The organism is Pseudomonas rhizophila (assembly GCF_003033885.1).
Lineage (GTDB): Bacteria > Pseudomonadota > Gammaproteobacteria > Pseudomonadales > Pseudomonadaceae > Aquipseudomonas > Aquipseudomonas rhizophila.
Window position 1 is genome coordinate 3,471,150 of record NZ_CP024081.1, and the last position, 19,173, is coordinate 3,490,322.

Here is a 19,173-nt window from a genome sequence, read left to right on the forward strand (position 1 = left end):
CACCTCGACAAGACAACTTTCGAGCAACTCGCCTAAGCGCAAGGATATGTAGCCCCCCAAAAACCACCACCGGTAGCATCGGCTGGCCAATACCCAATAGTGAATTAAGCTATGAGGGCTGACCGCCTCCCGGCTCAAGTCGCTTTCAGGACACGTTAAGTCGTCTGTGTGCAATCGCCGGCCCCCGGGAGTGGCAAGCTGTAACGATGCCCCGGACCTGGTGCGCCTAGACACTTGGCCGGAGAGCGAGAATGGTGACTGGATCAGCCACGCGTCCGTGACGTGGCCCGGCACCGCAGCCAAGACTCCGGACGGTCGTCGCGTTGCGGCGGTATCGTTCGAGATGCCGAGGTACGTTTATGCCTGATGAGACGCTTCACCTGCCTCTGATTCATAGCGTGTTGCAGCGCGAAAAGGACACTCCCGGTGCCTTGCTGCCGATTCTCCACGCCATCCAGGAAGGCTGCGGGTACGTTCCCGACGCCGCCGTCCCGGAGATTGCCCATGCCTTGAACCTCAGCCAGGCTGAAGTGCGCGGCGTAATCAGCTTCTACCACGACTTCCGTACCTCGCCGCCGGCGCGCCACACGCTACGTCTGTGCCGGGCCGAGTCCTGTCAGAGCATGGGGGCCGAAGGTCTGGCTGCGCAGTTGCGTGAGCAATTGGCGCTGGATGACCATGGCACCAGTGCCGATGGCAGCATCAGCCTGCGTCCCGTCTATTGCCTGGGTGCCTGCGTCTGTTCACCTGCTCTGGAACTAGACGGCGAGCTGCATGCACGGTTAACCCCCGAGCGCTTGCGCGAGCTGGTGAAGGGTTGTCTGGAGGAGGGCGCATGCTGAAGCTCTGTATCCCCCGTGATTCAGTGGCCCGTGTCGTGGGGGCGGACAAGGTCGCCGTGGCGCTGGTGAGTGAAGCCGAGCGTCGACAACTGCCGCTTGAACTGCGCCGCACCAGCTCCCGTGGGCTCTATTGGTTGGAGCCAATGCTGGAGCTTGAAACCGCCGAGGGCCGGCTGGGCTTTGGCCCGATCACGCCGCAAGACGTGCCGAGCCTGCTTGATGCCCTTGCAGGAGATCCCGCCAGTCATCCGTTGGCCTTGGGGCTGGTCGAGGAAATCCCGTACCTCAAAAGCCAGCAGCGTCTGCTGTTTGCGCGTGCCGGCATCACTCAACCGCTGTCCCTGGACGATTACCGTGCCCAAGGTGGTTTTCTCGGGCTTGCGCGGGCGATCCAGATGGACGGCGCCGACGTGGTCGCCAGCGTGCTCGATTCCGGCCTGCGCGGCCGCGGTGGCGCGGCGTTCCCGGCGGGCATCAAGTGGCGCACCGTTCGAGATGCGGTAGGCGCACAGAAGTATGTGGTGTGTAACGCCGATGAGGGCGACTCCGGCACGTTTGCCGACCGCATGCTGATGGAGGGCGATCCGTTCCTTTTGATCGAAGGCATGATTATCGCGGGCATCGCTGTCGGCGCGACCATGGGCTACATCTATGTGCGTTCGGAATACCCGGACGCGGTAGCCACCCTCAATGCCGCCCTGGGCATCGCTCGCCAGGCAGGTTATCTGGGGACGAACGTGGGCGGCAGCGGTCGCGCGTTCGAGCTGGAAGTCCGGGTGGGCGCGGGGGCCTACATCTGTGGTGAGGAAACCGCCTTGCTGGAATCGCTGGAGGGCAAGCGCGGCACCGTTCGCGCCAAACCGCCATTGCCGGCGCTGCAAGGTTTGTTCGGGCTGCCGACACTGGTCCACAACGTGCTGACCCTGGCCTCGGTGCCCGTGATCCTGGAGAAGGGCGCACAGTTTTACCGTGATTTCGGCATGGGCCGTTCCTTGGGCACGATGCCTTTTCAACTGGCGGGCAACATCCGTCACGGCGGCCTGGTAGAGCGCGCCTTCGGTTTGAGCCTGCGTGAGCTGGTGGAAGGTTATGGGGGCGGTACCGCCAGTGGGCGGCCGCTCAAGGCCGCGCAAGTGGGCGGGCCGTTGGGTGCCTGGGTGCCGCCTTCGCAGTTCGACACGCCGCTGGACTACGAGGCATTCGCCGCCATGGGCGCCATGCTCGGCCACGGTGGTGTGGTGGTTGCCGACGACAGCCTGGACATGGCCCGGATGGCCCGTTTTGCCTTGCAGTTCTGCGCCGAGGAATCCTGCGGCAAGTGCACGCCGTGCCGGATCGGTTCCACCCGTGGCGTGGAAGTGGTGGACCGCTTGATCGCCAGCACCGATGCCGCTGCGCGCCAGGAGCAGGCACGGCTGCTGCAAGACCTTTGCGACACCATGCAGTACGGCTCGCTCTGCGCCCTGGGTGGGATGACTTCCTTTCCCGTCGGCAGCGCCCTCAAGCATTTTCCCGCCGACTTCGGTCTGGCGACCACGGAGGCCGACCAATGATCAATATCTTCGACCCAAGCAGCGATATCGACCTCGGCACCCCGGCGCGTGAAAGCGACGTGCAGGTCAGCCTGACCATTGATGGCCGCGAAATCAGCGTCGCCTCTGGCACCTCGGTGATGCGCGCGGCGGCCATGCTCGGCACCACCATTCCAAAACTCTGCGCCACCGACAGCCTGGAAGCCTTCGGCTCCTGCCGCATGTGCCTGGTGGAGATCGACGGTATGCGCGGCTACCCGGCCTCCTGCACCACGCCGGTGACACAAGGCATGGTGGTGCGCACCCAAACGTCCAGACTGGCCGATCTGCGGCGCAACGTGATGGAAATGTACATTTCCGATCACCCGCTGGACTGCCTGACGTGCGCCGCCAACGGCAACTGTGAATTGCAGACGGTGGCGGGGCAGGTGGGCCTGCGCGAGGTGCGCTACGGCTACGAGGGTGCCAATCACCTGGCCGAAGCCAAGGACGTCTCCAACCCTTATTTCGAGTATGACCCGAGCAAATGCATCGTCTGTAACCGTTGTGTGCGCGCCTGTGAGGAAATCCAGGGCACGTTTGCCCTGACCATCACCGGACGCGGCTTCGATTCCCGCGTGGCAGCGGCCGGCGGTGACAACTTCCTCGACTCCGAATGCGTCTCCTGCGGCGCCTGTGTCCAGGCCTGCCCGACGGCGACCCTGATCGACAAGAGCGTTGTGGAGATCGGCCAGCCGGAGCGCAGCGTCATCACCACCTGTGCCTATTGCGGTGTAGGCTGCTCCTTCCGCGCCGAAATGAAAGGCGAGCAACTGGTGCGCATGGTCCCGGACAAGAACGGCCAGGCCAACCATGGCCACTCCTGCGTCAAGGGCCGTTTCGCCTGGGGTTACGCCACCCACCCAGACCGCATCACCAAACCGATGATCCGCAAGCACATCAGCGACCCGTGGCAGGAAGTCAGCTGGGAAGAGGCGGTCAACTACGCGGCCAGCGAATTACGGCGTATCCAGCTCAAATACGGGCGCGACTCCATCGGTGGCATCACCTCCAGCCGCTGCACCAACGAAGAAACCTACCTGGTGCAGAAACTGGTGCGCACCGCTTTCGGCAACAACAACGTCGACACGTGCGCCCGGGTCTGCCATTCGCCCACCGGTTATGGCCTCAAGCAGACCTTGGGCGAATCCGCCGGCACCCAGAATTTCGACTCGGTGATGAAGGCCGACGTGATCCTGGTGATGGGTGCCAACCCCACCGACGCTCACCCGGTGTTCGGCTCCCAGCTCAAGCGTCGCTTGCGCCAGGGCGCACGGCTGATCGTCATCGACCCGCGTCGTATCGATCTGGTGGACTCCCCCCATGCCCGTGCCGAACTGCACTTGCAACTGCGTCCGGGGACCAACGTGGCCATGCTCAATGCGCTGGCCCATGTGATTGTCACTGAGGGGCTGGTCAACCAGCCTTTTGTCGAGGAGCGCTGCGAGGCGGCGGACTTCGCCCGGTGGCGCGACTTCGTCAGCCAGCCGGAAAACTCGCCCGAAGTCCTCGGACCGGTGTGTGGCGTGCCCGCCGAGCAGATCCGCGCCGCCGCGCGGCTGTACGCCAGCGTTGACAATGCCGCTATCTACTACGGCCTCGGTGTCACCGAACACAGTCAGGGCAGCACCTCGGTGATGGGTATCGCCAACCTGGCCATGGTCACCGGCAATATTGGCCGTGAAGGGGTTGGGGTGAATCCGCTGCGCGGGCAGAACAACGTCCAGGGTTCCTGCGACATGGGTTCTTTCCCCCACGAGCTGCCCGGCTATCGGCACATTTCCAACGAAACGGTACGCGCCCAGTTCGAACAGGCCTGGAACGTGACCCTGCAACCCGATCCGGGGCTGCGCATTCCCAATATGTTCGAAGCGGCCCTGGACGGGACCTTCAAGGCGCTTTACTGCCAGGGCGAGGATATCGCCCAGAGCGACCCGAACACCCAGCACGTGACCGCGGCCCTGTCGGCCATGGAATGCGTGGTGGTGCAGGATATCTTCCTCAACGAGACGGCCAAGTTCGCCCATGTGTTCCTGCCGGGCAGCTCGTTCCTTGAGAAGGACGGCACCTTCACCAACGCCGAGCGCCGCATTTCCCGGGTGCGCAAGGTGATGGAACCGCTGGCCGGTAAGGCCGACTGGGAAGCCACCGTGGCCCTGGCCGATGCCTTGGGCTACAAGATGCACTACAACCATCCTTCGCAGATCATGGACGAGATCGCTCGCCTGACCCCCACCTTCAGCCGCGTCAGCTACGCCGAACTGGATCGTCACGGCAGCCTGCAATGGCCGTGTAACGACGCCGCGCCCGACGGCACGCCGACCATGCACATCGAGCAGTTCGTGCGTGGCAAGGGACGCTTCATGCTCACCGGCTATGTACCCACCGAGGAGAAGGTCAACAGCCGTTATCCGTTGCTACTGACCACCGGGCGGATCCTTAGCCAGTACAACGTCGGCGCCCAGACCCGACGCACCGACAACGTGGCCTGGCACGAGGAAGACCGGCTGGAAATTCATCCGACTGACGCCGAAAACCGCGGTATCGTCGAGGGCGACTGGGTCGGTATCGGCAGTCGCGCCGGGCAGACCGTGCTGCGTGCGAAAGTCACCGAGCGGGTGGCGCCAGGGGTGGTCTACACCACCTTCCACTTCCCCGAATCGGGCGCCAACGTCATCACCACCGACAACTCCGACTGGGCCACCAACTGCCCGGAATACAAAGTGACGGCGGTCGAGATCGTGCGGGTCAGCCAGCCTTCCGAATGGCAGAAGCGCTACCAGGCCTTCAGTGATGAACAGGGACGTCTGCTCAGAGAGCGTCGCCATGCCGAGAAAGCCGAGGTGCGGCGATGAGTTCCGAAAGCCTGATCAAGATGGCCAACCAGATCGCGCAGTACTTCGCCAGTGAACCGGATCACGCACAGGCGGTGAACGGCGTGCGCCAACACATGAAGAACTTCTGGACGCCGGCCATGCGTCGCCAGTTGAGTGCTTGGCAAACCGAGCATCCAGGCGCAGTACTGCATCCTTTGGTGCTGGCGGCACTGACGGAAACGACAGAGGGGGCGGTCTAGCGGGGCCTGCGATGGCGGGAACGGGCACAGCCCTGGCCGGTTCATCGTCGAAGACGTATGACAAAACCGATCAGGGCTGTGGTCAACTCAGGGATCTGTCAGTTGACAGTGATGTAGGGGTCCCAGCTGTAGTTCGGACCAATCTGGTTCAGGTTCCGGTCCAGCAGAACGAAGGTAACGGTGTACCAGAGTTTTCCTGCGTTCAGGGCCGTGGACTGCCAGAAGGTGTAGGTCACGTCAGTTTTGGCGATGCCGTGGGGGGCGCCCTTGTCCAGGTACGGCACCGGGATATTCGGGATGTTGTAGGAGATCGGGGTCGACATGGAACCTGGGTAATCACCGCCCTGGTGAGGATTGCCTTGCTGGACGTTGGTGATCAGTGCGACGCGGTCGAAGTTGCGCGACAGGGTCGTTGCGCGCCAGCGGATGTTGTCGCCGGGGTTCACGTCGATCCACAACTCGTCGCCACCTTCGCCGGTGTTGCCGCTGGCTTGCTTGTCGACCGCATCGCGGCTCACCAGCATGGCCACTGCGCCGCCGACATCGCCAGGATGGGCGATCAGGTAATCGGCATCAATCGTGACAAGCACATCAATTGTTTGGGTCGCTCCAGACATTTTGTTGCTCCTTGATCGTAGTGACATCGACGACCGCGCCCTCAAAGGGCGTCCGGGCCACCCGGTCCCTGGGTACGGTCTCGGGGGGAACGATAGAAGACGGCTTTATGGAGTCAAATTTCGATTTCTTGACGCTGAAAAAGCGCAGCGAAGCGCGACGGCGGCATGTCCTTGATTCGGTTCCGAACCGGACATTTTCGTAAGATGCATCGGGTGAAATTCTGGCGGCATGCGTAGGTGAAGGCGCACAGCGCATGTCTGTCTTTGCCTTCAATGCCGCCACGGACACGCCGCAGGAATTGGTCAGCCGCCGTGCTCGGTCCTGCGGCTGCTGACTTCCGCCGGTACGTCATCCCCGGCCATGCGTTTGCGAAACAACGCGGCGCGGGCCAGCAACAGGGTGGTCACCGGTACCGTGATGGACAGCAGGATCGGTATCAGCCAGGCATGCAGAACCGGCGCGGACTTGAGCGCTGAAAAATAGATGATCGAGGCCAGCGCCACGCACCAGGCGCCCAATGTTGAAGCCAGGGCCGGCGGGTGCATGCGCTGGAAATAATCCTTCAAACGCACCAGACCGATCGCTCCGGCCAGGGCGAACAGGCTGCTGAGCACCAGCAGGATCGCCACGGGAATTTCGACCCACATCGACAGTTCGCCGCTCATTCAATCACCTCGCCGCGCAACAGGAACTTGGCCAGGGCGAACGAGCCGACAAAGCCGAACAGGGCGATCATCAGCGCCGCCTCGAAATAGGTGTCACTGGCGTAACGAATGCCCAGCACCAGCATCATCAGCATCGCCACGATGTACAGATAGTCCAGGGCCAGTACCCGGTCTTGCGCTGACGGTCCCTTGAACAGGCGCAGCAAGGTCAGCACCATCGTCAGGGAGAACAGGAACAGGCTCAACAGGATCGCGTTGGACAGCAATGGGCTCATTCGAAAATCTCCATCAGCGGCCGCTCGAAGGTGGTCTTGAAGTGCGTAATGAATGCCGCTTCGTCTTCCAGATCGAACACGTGCAGCAGCAGGACGCTGCGATCCAGGGCCAGTTCCGACCAGACCGTGCCGGGAATCACTGTGGTGATCATCGACAGCGCCGCCAGGCCATTGGCATCGTGCAGGTCCAGCGGCACCTTGATGAACCGCGAGCGAGGTGGGTGGTGTCCAGCGTTGATCACACTCCAGGCCACGGCCAGATTGGACACCAGCACTTCGCGACCCACCAGCAGGAACAACCGCAGCACTGCCCAGGGCCGCCGAATATGGATGGGCCTGGGGCGCAACGGGCGCATCATTAAAGGTGCCAGCACGCCCAGTGCCGCTCCCAGCAGCAGATGCCCTGCACTGAGGGACAGGTTCAACAGCAGCCAGAGCAACCAGAGTGCCAGGGACAACCACGGAGCAGGAAACAGACGTTTCATGGTTGCACCTCTGTCAGTGTGCTGTCCGCTTTCGGGCCGGGGACGGGGCGGGTAGCGAGCACCGACATCACATAATGTTCGGGGGTGTTCAGCCCGGCGGCCGCCTCCTGGGTGTAGCGCAGCAGTGGCTCGGCCTTGAAGGTCAGCGCGATGCCCAACCCCAGGAGCACGATGATCGGCAGGCATTCGGAAGGTCGCAACAAGGGGGACGGTCGTTCTTGCGGCGTCCAGAAACGCTGGATACCCAGGCGCGAGAAAGCGATCAACGACGCCAGCCCCGACAGGATCAACAGCGCCAACAAGCCCCACGCCTGGTTCGACACCGGTTCCACACTGTCCCCAAGCCCCTGAGGATTGAGCAATGCGCTCATGAGCCCCAGCTTGCCGATGAACCCCGAAAGTGGCGGCATGCCCACCACCAACAGCGTGCAGGCGATGAAACTCAAGCCGAGGAAGGCCATGGTCCAGGGAATGACTTGCCCGATGACGGCTTTCTGTTCGTCATCGAGGTTGATGCCCTTGGGCGGTTGCAAGGATTCCAGTGGCCGAGGCAGGACATCGAGATCGTCCTCCAGCGACGGTTCATTGGCCGAGCGCGAGCGTTCGATCAGCTCGGCCAGCAAGAACAACGCACAGAGTGCCAGGGTCGAGCTCACCAGATAAAACAGCGCCGCACCCACCAGGTTTGGCTGGGCAAAGCCGATGGCCGACAACAGGATTCCGGCGGACACCAGGATACTCAGGCTGGCCATGCGCTCCAGGCGCTGGGCCGCAAGAATGGCGATGGCGGCACAGATGATCGTCGCCATGCCGCCGTAGATCAGCCAGTCGCCGCCGAAATATGCCGAGGCACCGGCCTGGCCGGAGAACAGCAACGTCCACAGGCGCAGGATCGTGTAGACGCCCACCTTGGTCATGATCGCGAACAGGGCCGCCACCGGCGCACTGGCGGCGCTGTAGGCCGGCACCAGCCAGAAGTTCAGCGGCCACATGCCGGCCTTGGCCAGGAACGCCACCGCCAGGATGCCCGCCCCGGCGTGCAGCAAGCCCCGGTCGGCTTCCGGTACCAGGGGCACCTTCAACGCCAGGTCAGCCATGTTCAACGTGCCGGTGACGCCATAGATCAGCGCCGCGCCGATCAGGAACAGCGAGGAGGCCAGCAGGTTGATGGAAATGTAGTGCAACCCCGACGACACCCGCGCCCGGCCCGAGCCGTGCAGCATCAAACCGTACGACGCTGCCAGCAGCACCTCGAAGAACACAAACAGATTGAACAGATCCGCGGTCAGGAAGGCCCCGTAGAGGCCCATCAACTGGATCTGGAACAGCGCATGGAAACTCGCGCCGGCGCGATCCCAGCGGGCTGTGGCGAACAGCAAGGCACTGACGCCGATGATGCCGGTCAACACCAGCATCAACGCCGACAGACGATCGACCACCAATACGATGCCGAACGGCGCCTGCCAGTTGCCCGGCAGGTACACGCCGATGGAGGCGGGCAGGGCCTGGTCCTGGGTCCAATGCAACAACAGCATGGCGATGCCCAGGCCCAGCAGGCTGGAAAACAGATTGATCCGCGCTTTGAGCGGGCGATGCTTCTCGCCCAGCATGAGCATCAGCGCAGCGGTCAGCAGCGGCAGCAGGATCGGCGCGGCGATCAAATGAGGCGTCAACGTCATTCCTTGGGCTCCCGACCGTCCACATGGTCCGTGCCGGTCAAGCCCCGGGAGGCCAGCAGGACCACCAGGAACAGCGCGGTCATGGCGAAGCTGATCACAATCGCAGTGAGAACCAGCGCCTGGGGCAGCGGGTCGGTGTAATGCAGCAGGTCCTGGGGTATGCCGTCCTTGATGATCGGTTCCTTGCCGATGAACAGGCTGCCCATGCTGAAGATGAACAGATTGACGCCATAGGACAGCAGGCACAGGCCCATGACCACTTGGAACGTCCGTGGTCGCAGCACCAGCCAGACCCCGGAGGCGGCCAGCACGCCGATTGCTATTGCGATGACTTCTTCCATCAGGCCGCGCCTCCCGCTACCGGTTGTGCAATGGGTTTTGGATGCAGGCCAGGCTTGTGGGCCCGCACCGACTGGTGAGCCAGAGCGGTGAGAATCAACAGGGTCGAACCGACCACCACGGCGTAGACGCCGATGTCGAAGAACAGCGCGCTGGCCAAATGAATATCACCCAGCACCGGCAACTCGAAATGCCAGGTGTGGGTGGTCAGGAATGGATAACCCACGGCCATCGCTCCAAGCCCCGTGACCGTGGCGAACAACAGCCCCGTGCCCATCCAGCGCAGCGGACGCAGGCTCATTTGCGCTTCGACCCATTGGGTGCCGGCGACCATGTATTGCAGGATGAACGCCACCGACATCACCAGCCCGGCCACGAAACCGCCACCGGGTTGGTTGTGTCCGCGCATGAACAGGTAGAACGACACCACCAGGGAGATCGGCAGCAGCAAACGCACCAGCACCGACGGCACCATCATGAACCCCAGCGCGGTATCACTGGCGTGGCGCGGGTTGACCAGGTCGGTGACCACGTCGGGCGCCAGCAGACGCTGTTGGGCCGGTAGCTGCATGCTTTCCTTGGGTGGCCGGAAACGTCGCAGCAGGGCGAAGACCGCCAGAGCCACCGCCACCAGCACCGTGACCTCGCCAAGGGTGTCGAAGCCACGGAAATCCACCAGCATCACGTTCACCACGTTGCTGCCGCCGCCCTCGGGCAAGGCCCGGCTCAGGTAAAACGATGAAATATCGTTGGGTGTCTGACGGGTCAGCATTGCGTAGGACAGCAGCGCCATGCCGCCACCCACGGCGATGGACAGCAGTAAGTCCCGCAGGCGGCGGATGCGCGCGCGTCGTTCGCTGTTGGGTCGCGGCGCTGCATCCTCGATCCGCCGGGGCAACCAGCGCAGGCCCAGCAGGATCAGCACGGTGGTGACCACTTCCACGGCCAGTTGCGTCAGGGCCAGATCGGGGGCCGAGAACCAGACGAAGGTCACGCAGGTCATCAGGCCGCAGACGCTGACCATGGTCAGGGCCGCGAGCCGGTGATACTTGGCTTGCCAGGCCGCGCCCAGGGCACAGGCAATTGCCAGCAGCCACAGGGTCACGAACACGATGGAGCCAGGGATCTTCGGCCGGTCACCCCACACCAGCGTGCTGTTGAGCATTGGGATCAGCCCGGCCAGTACGGCGGCCAGCACCAGCCAGAACAGCTGCGCTTGCAGGCGCCGGGTGCTGATCTTGCGCTCCAGCCGTCGGCCCTGGCGCATCATCAGCACCAGGCAGCGCTCGAACAGCCGCTTGCCGCTGAATCGGCCAATGAACGGTGGATGCTTGATGTGGCCCAGTTTGAACTGATTGCGCAGCAGCAGATAAAGCACGATGCCGCCGGACATCGCCACCAGGCTCATGATCATCGGCGCGTTCAGGCCATGCCAGATCGCCAGGCTGTACTCGGGCAACGGGCCGCCCACCACCGGCAACGCAGCGGCGGCCAGCAACGAGCCGACCACCTGGGCCGGGAAAATGCCCACCAGCAGACAGGCGAACACCAGCAACTCCACCGGTGCTCGCATCCAGCGTGGCGGTTCATGGGGGGTATGGGGCAGGTCGGTGGCCGGGGGGCCGAAGAACACGTCCACGGTAAAGCGCAGGGAGTAGGCGACGCTGAAGGTCCCGGCAATGGTGGCGATGATGGGTAGCGCCAGCTCGACCCAGGCCGTGGCGGAGATAAACACGGTTTCGGCGAAGAACATTTCCTTGGACAGGAACCCGTTGAGCAGCGGCACCCCGGCCATCGCCGCGCTGGCGACCATGGCCAGGGTGGCGGTGAACGGAATCAGCCGCACCAGGCCGCTGAGCCTTCGAATATCGCGGGTGCCGCTTTCGTGGTCGATGATCCCGGCGGCCATGAACAGCGAGGCTTTGAAGGTGGCGTGGTTAAGAATATGAAACACCGCCGCCACCGCCGCCAGCGGACTGTTGAGGCCCAGCAGCAGGGTGATCAACCCCAGATGGCTGATGGTGGAGTAGGCCAGCAGGCCCTTGAGATCGTTCTGAAACATCGCGCAGTAGGCGCCCAGCAACAACGTACAGGCCCCGGCGCCGCCGACGATGTAGAACCATTGTTCACTGCCCGACAGCGACGGCCACAACCGCGCCAGCAGGAATACGCCGGCCTTGACCATGGTGGCCGAATGCAGATACGCCGATACCGGAGTGGGCGCGGCCATGGCATGGGGAAGCCAGAAGTGGAAAGGGAACTGCGCGCTTTTGCTCAGCGCGCCGATCAGGATCAGCGGCAGCAGGATGGGGTAGAGGGCGTGGTCACGGATCACGTTGCCGGCAGCCAGGACCTTGTCCAGGTCATAGCTGCCCACCACATGGCCGAGGATCATCACGCCGGCCAACAGACACAGCCCGCCGGCCCCGGTCACCATCAAGGCCATGTAGGCACCGCGTCGGGCATCGGCGCGGTGATGCCAATAGCCGATCAGCAGGAATGAGAACAGGCTGGTCAGTTCCCAGAAAAACACCATCTGGATCAGGTTGCCGGAAATCACCAGGCCAAGCATGGCGCCCATGAAGGCCAGGAAAAACGCAAAGAAACGCGGTACCGGATCGTCCGGCGACATGTAGTAGCGGGCATACAGCGACACCAGCGTGCCTATGCCCAGCACCAGCATCGCGAACAGCCAGGCGAAACCGTCCAGGCGCAGCACGACATTCAGGCCCAGGCTCGGTAGCCAGAAGTACTCCTCACGAATCACACCGCCGTCGGCGATCTGCGGGTACAGCAAAGCCACCTGAACGGTGCCGACCAAGGCCACGAGGCCTGCCAGCAAGGATTCGGCGTTACGGGCGTTATGCGGCAGCAGCGCCGCGACACAGCTGCCGATGAAGGGCAAAAGCAATAGAACTATCAGTGACATAGGCTTCTATTCGGCGGGAGTTTGTCAGGGATCATACGTGGCGAGCGTCCGATCACCAACCGCCAGCCTGTCGCAGAATCCTACAAGGCCGGTGGAGTTTTCCTATTTTGCGTGGGGTAGGAGCCGCCGAAGACGGCGATCTTCCTAGAGGCAAAACTTCTCGAAAGGTTTTTCGATTGCCTCAGCGTTCGCGCTCGAGCACCTCATCCGCCTCGTTGACAATTTTGCCGCGGGTTTTCAGTTCACTGACGATCACCGCCGCCACGATCAACACCGCACCTACCAGCGCAATCGCCGGCAACCGCTCGCCGGCCAGGCGCCCGGCGATACCGGCCCACACGGGCTCGCCGGCATAGATCAGCGTGGCGCGGGTGGGCGAGACGCTTTTCTGCGCCCAGTTCATCGCCACCTGGATCGCCGCGCTGGCCGCCCCCAGGCCCACGGCGCTGATCAGCAATAGCCAGGAAAAGTCCGGAATTCTTTCCTGGGTGGGCACGACCATCAAAAATGCCAGCACCGCCGTGCTTGCCAGTTGCACCACGGTTACCCGGCGCACATCGACCTGGCCGGCGTAGGCACTGATCAGGATGATTTCGGCGGCAATGGCGATGGCGCTGATCAGCGTGGCGATTTCACCGGGGCTGAAATTCAACGATGCCCCGGCCGGGCCCGACACCAGCATCAACCCGGTGAAGGCCAGCATGATGCCCAGGCTCGGCATCAAGCCGGGCCGACGGCCCAGCACCAGCCACTGCAACAGCGGCACGAACGGCACGTAAAGTGCGGTGATGAACGCCGATTGGCTGCTGGGAATGGTCTGCAGGCCGACGGTCTGCAAGCCATAGCCGAGCATGATCGCCACGCCGATGAAGCTCCCGGCCTTGAGTTCGAACAGGGTCAGGTCCCGCAGATGCCGCCACGAAAACAGCGCGACAAAGGCAGCAGCGGCGGCAAACCGCAGGCCCACGAAAAACATCGGCCCGCTGACCGTCATGGCGTGTTGCACCAGCAAGAAAGTCCCGCCCCAGATCATGGTGATCAGCACCAGCACGCATTCGGCCTTGCTGAACCTTGAGAAACGGGAGGAAGCTTGAGGGGAGTTCACCGATGCCATGACCTTGCGCGCCACTTGAGGCGGACGCACAATGCGCCCGAAGAAGGTGGGCAGTATAATGCGCAACCCCAGCAGATGAGCAATATAGTGCACAAAGAAAACGGCCAGCGGGCATCCGTCCTGCAACACGTCAGCCAGAACGTCCGCCGCCTGCGGCACGCCGCGCAGCTCAGTCAGACAACCCTGGCCGAACTTTCAGGGGTCAGCCGGCGCATGTTGGTGGCCATCGAGGCCGGCGAAAAGAACGTCAGCCTGACCACCCTTGACCGTGTCGCCGAAGCCCTCGACGTGGCCTTTAGCGACTTGATTCAGGCCCCCGATGCCCGCGACCCGAGTCGCATCAACGAACTGGCCTGGGCCGGTACCATCCCCGGCAGCAAAGCCGTGCTGCTGGCCAAGGCCACCGCCAGTCGCGAAGTCGAACTTTGGGAATGGCGCCTGGAGCCCGGTGAGCATTACCCATCCGAACCTGATGCCGATGGCTGGAGCGAGCAGCTCTATGTGTTCGAAGGCTGCCTGACCCTGACGCTGGGCAGCGCAGAGCACCAGATAGGCGCCGGTGAGTTTTTCATGTTTGCCAGCAACCAGCCCCATGCCTATCGCAATGAGGGTCCGGTGGCGACGAGATTCGTACGCAACGTGGTGATTTGATTCCTGGAGAGCGACATGCATACAGCGCTGGATCGACCTGGCAGCAGCATCACCCGCGAGGCCGATGTCCTGATCATCGGCGGTGGTCTGAGCGGAGCCATGCTGGCGGCGCAGCTACTGCGCCTGCCTGGCCGGCGCAACGTGCTGATCGTTGAGCCGCGCAGCGAGTTGGGCCGGGGCGAGGCCTACAGCGCCGTGGAGCTGGGCCACACCTTGAACGGCAACGCCGCGCGAATGAGCGTCGATCCGGACAACGCCGATGACTTGACTCAATGGCTCGCCGAATTCATCGAAGCCGGTGGTTGGCCCGAGTCGGATCAGCAGCATGTACCGGTCAGCGAGCTGTTCCCGCCCCGGGGAATCTTTGGTTTATATGTGCAGCAGCGTCTGGCCGAAGCCCGGGCGCTGGGAGCCCGCAATGGCTCTGTGGCGGAGCATGTGCGCGGGGAGGCCGTGGATCTGCAGGTCGCCGGTGATGCCGTGCTGCTGACGCTTGACGATGGCCAGACGTTGCGCGGACGTTGCGCGGTGCTCGCCACCGGCATGTTCCCGGCGGCGCGCACCCCGCAGACCGAATCCAGCGGCTTGAATGCCGCCGCGCTGGACCCTTGGGATGTAGCGGCGATGCGTCGGCTCGATCCGCAATCCACGGTGTTGATCATTGGCTCAGGGCTGACGATGGTGGATGCCGTGGTGTCCCTCGAGCAGGCCGGGCATCGCGGACCTATCGAAGTGTTTTCCCGCCATGGCCTGCTGCCCCATGTGCGTCGACAACCGCCTGAGTGGGTGGACTTTCTCGCCGCCGATCACAGCCTCCGCTCGCCACGCCAATTAATGCGCGCTCTGCGTGAGCAATGCCGTCAGGCCCAGGCCGAAGGCATCGACTGGCAGGCCCCTCTGGACACGGTGCGTGCGCACATCGGGCGCTTGTGGAGCCAGGCCAGCGAGGTGCAGCGCCGGCAATTCGTGCGGCATGTACGACCCTGGTGGGAGAGCCATCATCATCGTTCGCCGCCTTTGAGCGCTGAGCTGGTGGCGCGGTTGCACGAGGAAGGGCGGTTGCGGATCCAGGCAGCGTCGTTCAAGGGGCTGGCGCCGTCTGCCGAGGGAGCGGTGAACATCCGCATTCGCCGAAGGGGCGAGGCAGACCTGACGGTGGTGCAGGGGGCTGCGCTGATCAACTCCAGTGGCATTGAATACGATTGGCGCCGGGTTGCACGACCGTTGCCCCAACAACTGCTGGCTCGCGGATTGGTCCAGCCCGGCCCGCTGGCCCTGGGCATCGCCGCCCGTCCCGATGGCGCGGTGCTGGATGCCCAGGGCGAGCCTGCCAGTCGTCTGTTCGCCATGGGGCCACCGTTGCGCGGGATGTGGTGGGAAAGCACCGCCGTGACCGATGTGGCGAGCCAGGCCAAGGCGCTGGCGGCACGGTTGGTTCAGTTGCAATCAACCTGAACATTGTCCCCCGTGGCGAGGGGATTTATCCCCGCTGGGGTGCGAAGCGCCCCTAAAGCTGACGCCTCGGTGTATCAGGCAGATTTTTTGGGGCCGCTGCGCGACCCAGCGGGGATAAATCCCCTCGCCACAAAGGGCGGCACAAATCGGCAGTGTGTCAGCCAGTCACGGTCACCCAGCGCTGTTCCCTCGCCGCCAGGCGAATCGCCGCCGCCAGCCGCTCCACTTCCCAGGCTTCTGCAAAATCGGTCCCGTCGCCGCCTTGGCCAGCGAGGGCCATGATCAGTTCCTGGACTTCCAGGGTCTTCAATTCGTTGTACCCCAACTGATGCCCGGCCGCTGGGCTGAACGCGGCATAGCCCGGCAGATCCGGGCCGGCCAGCAGACGTTGGAAGCCCCCGTGGCCGACGCGGCACAGGCGCAGTTCATTCAGCCGTTCCTGATCGAACGCCAAGGTGCCGAGCGTGCCGCTGATCTCAAAACTCAGGTGATTCTTGTAGCCGTGCTTGAGCCAACTGCTGCTGACCGTGCCTCGGGCGCCGCTGGTGAAGCGCAGCAGGGCGTGGACCTGGTCATCCACGGCGATGGTGCGCTGCTCAGTGTTGCCGGCACTGGCGGGGCGTTGGCTGTGTACGGTCTGGCTGTCGGCACACACGGCCTCGACATCGCCCAATAAATGACGGGCCATGGCCAGCAAGTGACTGCCCAGGTCCGCCAATGCGCCGCCAGCGTGGGCGGCTTCGCAGCGCCATGACCATGGTGAGGTCGGATCGGCCATGAAGTCTTCGCTGAACTCGCCCTGGAAACTGATGATCTGCCCCAGTTCCCCGCGCCGGATCATGTCACGCGCCCGTTGAATGACTGGATTGTGCTGGTAGTTGTAGCCGACCCGCGTGACCACGCCGGCCGCCTTGGCTGCCCGTTGCATCTGGTCGGCCTGTTCCAGCGACACGGCCAGGGGCTTTTCACAATAAACCGGCTTGCCCGCTGCCAGCGCAGCCATGGCCATCGGGAAGTGCAAATGGTTGGGCGTGGTGATGGCGATCAGGCCGACCTTCGGGTCGTCGATCAGTTGTTGCCAGTCGCTGTGGGCCGTCTCGAACCCCCAGCTCTGGGCGCACTGCCGGGCACGCTGGGGATCGGCATCGGCCAGCGCCGCCAGTGTCAGGTTCAGGGGGAGGTCGAACACCGCTTTGGCATTGTGAAACGCCAAGGCATGGGCACGGCCCATAAAGCCAGTGCCAATCAGACCGATGCCGAGTTCGCGCATGAGAAAGAGCCCTTTGAGTTTTTATTTTCAGAAGGGCTCTTTATGGAATAAATATTCGCATATTGCAAATACTGGAATAAATATTCTTTTGTTGGCGCTCACTGCACCACCCCCTGTGGGAGCGAGCCTGCTCGCGATAGCGGTGGATCAGTGACATCAATGCTGGCTGATCCAACGTCATCGCGAGCAGGCTCGCTCCCACAGGGGAAACATCATCAGGAGAGGAAACCCCCATCCACATTCAGCGCCACACCGGTGGTATAGCTGGACGCATCACTGGCCAGGTACAGCACCGCGCCGGCCATTTCGCTTGGATCGGCCACGCGCTTGAGCGGGATCTGCGCCAGGGCGGTTTTCAGGATCGCGTCGTTCTTGACCAGCGCCGAGGCGAACTTGGTGTCGGTAAGGCCCGGCAGCAAGGCATTGCAGCGGATGCCGAATTGCGCGCATTCCTTGGCGAACACCTTGGTCATGTTGATGACCGCGGCCTTGGTCACCGAGTAGATGCCCTGGAAGATCCCCGGCGAGATGCCATTGATCGACGCCACGTTGATGATGCTGCCGCCACCGTTTTCGCGCATCAGCTTGCCGGCTTCGACCGACATGAAGAAATAGCCGCGAATGTTCACGTCGACGGTTTTCTGGAATGCCCCCAGGTCAGTGTCCAGCACGTTGCAGAACTGCGGGTTGGTGGCGGCGTTGTTCACCAGGATGTCCAGGCGCCCGAACTGCTCGCGGATACCGGCAAATACCTGGCTGATCTGTTCCATTTCACCGATGTGGCAGGCGATGGCGGTCGCTTTGCCGCCAGCGGCGATGATGGCATCGGCCACGTGCTGGCAACCCTCGAGTTTGCGGCTCGAGACGATCACATGGGCGCCTTGCTGGGCCAGCAGTTTGGCGATGGCCTCGCCGATGCCGCGGCTGGCGCCGGAAACGAAAGCGATTTTACCGTCGAGGTCGAACAACTGAGTCTTGGACATGCTGTTTCCTTGTTATAGATGCGCTCAGAGCGTGGATTTGCTGATGACCTGCAGGCTCATCTGCTCCAGCAGTTTGTTCATCTGAACGAACTGCGCGAAGCGTTTGTCCTGGGTCTGGCCATGGAAGAAGCGGTAGTAGATCTGTTGGACGATGCCGGCCAGACGGAACAGGCCGTAGGTGTAATAGAAGTCGAAATTGTCGATGCGGATCCCGGAGCGTTCGGCGTAGTAATCGACGAACTCGCGACGGGTCAGCATGCCCGGTGCATGGCTGGGCTGGCGGCGCATCAGTTGTACCGGGGCCGGATCGCCGGCTTCGATCCAGTAGGCGAGGCTGTTGCCCAGGTCCATCAGCGGGTCGCCAATGGTGGTCAGTTCCCAGTCCAGCACGCCGATGATCTGCATCGGGTTCTCTGGGTCGAGGATCACGTTGTCGAAGCGGTAGTCGTTGTGCACGATGCTGGAGGTGGGGTGGTCGGCAGGCATCTTCTCGTTGAGCCAAGCCTTGACCACCTCCCATTTCGGCGCGTCCGGGGTCAGGGCTTTTTCGTAACGGTCGCTCCAGCCACGGATCTGCCGGGCCACGTAGCCTTCGGGCTTGCCCAGGTCGGCCAGGCCGCAGGCCTTGTAGTCAACCTGATGCAGTTCGACGAGGCGGTCGATGAAGCTCTTGCACAGGGCTTCGGTACGGGCAGCGTCAAAACCCAGTTCCGGCGGCAGGTCGGAGCGCAGGATGATGCCCTTGACCCGCTCCATCACGTAGAACTCGGCGCCCATCACCGACTCGTCGGTGCAGTGCACGTAAGCCTTCGGGCAATAGGGGAAACCTTCGCGCAACTGATTGAGGATGCGGAACTCACGGCCCATGTCGTGGGCGGACTTGGCTTTATGGCCGAACGGCGGGCGCCGCAGGACGAATTCCTGTTCAGGGTATTCCAGCAGGTAAGTCAGGTTCGAAGCGCCACCGGGAAACTGGCTGATCTGCGGCGTACCGGTCAGGCCTGGAATGTGGGCCTTGAGGTACGGGTCGATCAGACTGGCATCGAGTTCTTCACCGTCGCGGACACGGGTGGACTGATCAGTAAACGCCATGCTTATCCCTTCTGCTTATTTTGGAGGCCATCGATCATTGGCTAATCTAATGGCAGGTGAGAGGCGTCACAAGCACGCCAGGGTCTTATAGGTTAGCGTGTTGCAGGATAATCAGCGGGCCTGATGCCG

17 protein-coding genes are annotated in these 19,173 nt (G+C 63.0%); 6 read left to right on the forward strand and 11 right to left on the reverse strand.

Annotated features, from left to right (window positions below; all coding sequences use genetic code 11):
- Positions 1-359 precede the first annotated feature (359 nt).
- From CRX69_RS16235 to CRX69_RS16250, 4 genes are read left to right on the forward strand one after another with little or no spacing between them, the layout of a single operon-like run.
- Positions 360-842, forward strand: a complete 483-nt coding sequence (locus CRX69_RS16235; RefSeq protein ID WP_047225711.1) for a formate dehydrogenase subunit gamma — start codon at positions 360-362, stop codon at positions 840-842.
- Positions 836-2,395, forward strand: a complete 1,560-nt coding sequence (locus tag CRX69_RS16240; RefSeq protein WP_107322335.1) for a formate dehydrogenase beta subunit — start codon at positions 836-838, stop codon at positions 2,393-2,395. Before CRX69_RS16235 ends, CRX69_RS16240 begins: the two co-directional genes overlap by 7 nt.
- Positions 2,392-5,268 carry a formate dehydrogenase subunit alpha gene (gene fdhF / locus CRX69_RS16245; RefSeq protein WP_076384379.1) on the forward strand — a complete coding sequence of 959 codons (2,877 nt, stop codon included), beginning with the start codon at positions 2,392-2,394 and terminating at the stop codon, positions 5,266-5,268. The genes CRX69_RS16240 and fdhF overlap by 4 nt, the downstream gene beginning before the upstream one ends.
- A complete protein-coding gene (locus tag CRX69_RS16250; RefSeq protein WP_076384381.1) occupies positions 5,265-5,489 on the forward strand; it encodes a formate dehydrogenase subunit delta in 225 nt (74 codons plus the stop codon). Before fdhF ends, CRX69_RS16250 begins: the two co-directional genes overlap by 4 nt.
- 98 nt (positions 5,490-5,587) lie before the next feature.
- Here CRX69_RS16250 and CRX69_RS16255 read toward each other — a convergent pair whose 3' ends face one another.
- The 8 genes from CRX69_RS16255 to CRX69_RS16290 all read right to left on the reverse strand — a co-directional run bounded on the left by CRX69_RS16255 (position 5,588) and on the right by CRX69_RS16290 (position 13,686).
- Positions 5,588-6,106: an AidA/PixA family protein gene (locus CRX69_RS16255; protein WP_047225715.1), complete on the reverse strand. Its 519-nt coding sequence runs from the start codon at positions 6,104-6,106 to the stop codon at positions 5,588-5,590.
- A gap of 303 nt (positions 6,107-6,409) precedes the next feature.
- The gene (locus CRX69_RS16260) at positions 6,410-6,772 is read right to left on the reverse strand and encodes a Na+/H+ antiporter subunit G (protein WP_047225716.1); all 363 of its coding nucleotides are present in this window, start codon (positions 6,770-6,772) and stop codon (positions 6,410-6,412) included.
- Complete coding sequence (locus CRX69_RS16265) at positions 6,769-7,047, reverse strand: K+/H+ antiporter subunit F (RefSeq protein ID WP_047225717.1); 279 nt, start codon at positions 7,045-7,047, stop codon at positions 6,769-6,771. The genes CRX69_RS16260 and CRX69_RS16265 overlap by 4 nt, the downstream gene beginning before the upstream one ends.
- On the reverse strand, positions 7,044-7,532 hold the full coding sequence (locus tag CRX69_RS16270) for a Na+/H+ antiporter subunit E (protein WP_047225718.1): 489 nt from the start codon (positions 7,530-7,532) through the stop codon (positions 7,044-7,046). Before CRX69_RS16270 ends, CRX69_RS16265 begins: the two co-directional genes overlap by 4 nt.
- Positions 7,529-9,211 carry a monovalent cation/H+ antiporter subunit D gene (locus CRX69_RS16275; protein ID WP_107322336.1) on the reverse strand — a complete coding sequence of 561 codons (1,683 nt, stop codon included), beginning with the start codon at positions 9,209-9,211 and terminating at the stop codon, positions 7,529-7,531. The genes CRX69_RS16270 and CRX69_RS16275 overlap by 4 nt, the downstream gene beginning before the upstream one ends.
- Entirely contained in the window at positions 9,208-9,552 is a 345-nt protein-coding gene (locus CRX69_RS16280) for a Na+/H+ antiporter subunit C (protein ID WP_047225720.1), read from the reverse strand. The genes CRX69_RS16275 and CRX69_RS16280 overlap by 4 nt, the downstream gene beginning before the upstream one ends.
- Positions 9,552-12,479 (reverse strand): monovalent cation/H+ antiporter subunit A, encoded by a 2,928-nt coding sequence (locus CRX69_RS16285; RefSeq protein WP_047225721.1) that lies wholly within the window; start codon positions 12,477-12,479, stop codon positions 9,552-9,554. The genes CRX69_RS16280 and CRX69_RS16285 overlap by 1 nt, the downstream gene beginning before the upstream one ends.
- A 181-nt stretch (positions 12,480-12,660) precedes the next feature.
- Entirely contained in the window at positions 12,661-13,686 is a 1,026-nt protein-coding gene (locus tag CRX69_RS16290; protein ID WP_047225722.1) for a DMT family transporter, read from the reverse strand.
- On the opposite strand from CRX69_RS16290, the gene CRX69_RS16295 reads away from it, so the two are divergent.
- Both CRX69_RS16295 and CRX69_RS16300 read left to right on the forward strand, forming a co-directional pair.
- Entirely contained in the window at positions 13,681-14,244 is a 564-nt protein-coding gene (locus CRX69_RS16295; RefSeq protein ID WP_047225723.1) for a helix-turn-helix domain-containing protein, read from the forward strand. The genes CRX69_RS16290 and CRX69_RS16295 overlap by 6 nt on opposite strands.
- Before the next feature lie 15 nt (positions 14,245-14,259).
- Positions 14,260-15,699 (forward strand): FAD/NAD(P)-binding protein, encoded by a 1,440-nt coding sequence (locus tag CRX69_RS16300; RefSeq protein ID WP_076384385.1) that lies wholly within the window; start codon positions 14,260-14,262, stop codon positions 15,697-15,699.
- 157 nt (positions 15,700-15,856) lie between these two features.
- Here the strand turns inward: CRX69_RS16300 and CRX69_RS16305 are convergent, their stop codons facing one another.
- The 3 genes from CRX69_RS16305 to CRX69_RS16315 all read right to left on the reverse strand — a co-directional run bounded on the left by CRX69_RS16305 (position 15,857) and on the right by CRX69_RS16315 (position 19,044).
- Positions 15,857-16,969, reverse strand: coding sequence for a Gfo/Idh/MocA family protein (locus CRX69_RS16305; protein ID WP_047225725.1), 1,113 nt, complete (start codon positions 16,967-16,969; stop codon positions 15,857-15,859).
- Between the two features lie 215 nt (positions 16,970-17,184).
- A complete protein-coding gene (locus CRX69_RS16310) occupies positions 17,185-17,952 on the reverse strand; it encodes an SDR family oxidoreductase (protein ID WP_047225726.1) in 768 nt (255 codons plus the stop codon).
- Positions 17,953-17,976: 24 nt separating this feature from the next.
- Positions 17,977-19,044 carry a phosphotransferase family protein gene (locus tag CRX69_RS16315; RefSeq protein ID WP_107322337.1) on the reverse strand — a complete coding sequence of 356 codons (1,068 nt, stop codon included), beginning with the start codon at positions 19,042-19,044 and terminating at the stop codon, positions 17,977-17,979.
- Between the last annotated feature and the right edge of the window lie 129 nt (positions 19,045-19,173).

What these genes read in the sequence shown, in the direction of transcription:
- CRX69_RS16235 (WP_047225711.1), top strand. Translation starts at nt 360, where the DNA reads ATGCCTGATGAGACGCTTCACCTGCCTCTGATTCATAGCGTGTTGCAG.
- CRX69_RS16240 (WP_107322335.1), top strand. Translation starts at nt 836, where the DNA reads ATGCTGAAGCTCTGTATCCCCCGTGATTCAGTGGCCCGTGTCGTGGGG.
- fdhF (WP_076384379.1), top strand. Translation starts at nt 2,392, where the DNA reads ATGATCAATATCTTCGACCCAAGCAGCGATATCGACCTCGGCACCCCG.
- CRX69_RS16250 (WP_076384381.1), top strand. Translation starts at nt 5,265, where the DNA reads ATGAGTTCCGAAAGCCTGATCAAGATGGCCAACCAGATCGCGCAGTAC.
- CRX69_RS16255 (WP_047225715.1), bottom strand. Translation starts at nt 6,106, where the DNA reads ATGTCTGGAGCGACCCAAACAATTGATGTGCTTGTCACGATTGATGCC.
- CRX69_RS16260 (WP_047225716.1), bottom strand. Translation starts at nt 6,772, where the DNA reads ATGAGCGGCGAACTGTCGATGTGGGTCGAAATTCCCGTGGCGATCCTG.
- CRX69_RS16265 (WP_047225717.1), bottom strand. Translation starts at nt 7,047, where the DNA reads ATGAGCCCATTGCTGTCCAACGCGATCCTGTTGAGCCTGTTCCTGTTC.
- CRX69_RS16270 (WP_047225718.1), bottom strand. Translation starts at nt 7,532, where the DNA reads ATGAAACGTCTGTTTCCTGCTCCGTGGTTGTCCCTGGCACTCTGGTTG.
- CRX69_RS16275 (WP_107322336.1), bottom strand. Translation starts at nt 9,211, where the DNA reads ATGACGTTGACGCCTCATTTGATCGCCGCGCCGATCCTGCTGCCGCTG.
- CRX69_RS16280 (WP_047225720.1), bottom strand. Translation starts at nt 9,552, where the DNA reads ATGGAAGAAGTCATCGCAATAGCAATCGGCGTGCTGGCCGCCTCCGGG.
- CRX69_RS16285 (WP_047225721.1), bottom strand. Translation starts at nt 12,479, where the DNA reads ATGTCACTGATAGTTCTATTGCTTTTGCCCTTCATCGGCAGCTGTGTC.
- CRX69_RS16300 (WP_076384385.1), top strand. Translation starts at nt 14,260, where the DNA reads ATGCATACAGCGCTGGATCGACCTGGCAGCAGCATCACCCGCGAGGCC.
- CRX69_RS16305 (WP_047225725.1), bottom strand. Translation starts at nt 16,969, where the DNA reads ATGCGCGAACTCGGCATCGGTCTGATTGGCACTGGCTTTATGGGCCGT.
- CRX69_RS16310 (WP_047225726.1), bottom strand. Translation starts at nt 17,952, where the DNA reads ATGTCCAAGACTCAGTTGTTCGACCTCGACGGTAAAATCGCTTTCGTT.
- CRX69_RS16315 (WP_107322337.1), bottom strand. Translation starts at nt 19,044, where the DNA reads ATGGCGTTTACTGATCAGTCCACCCGTGTCCGCGACGGTGAAGAACTC.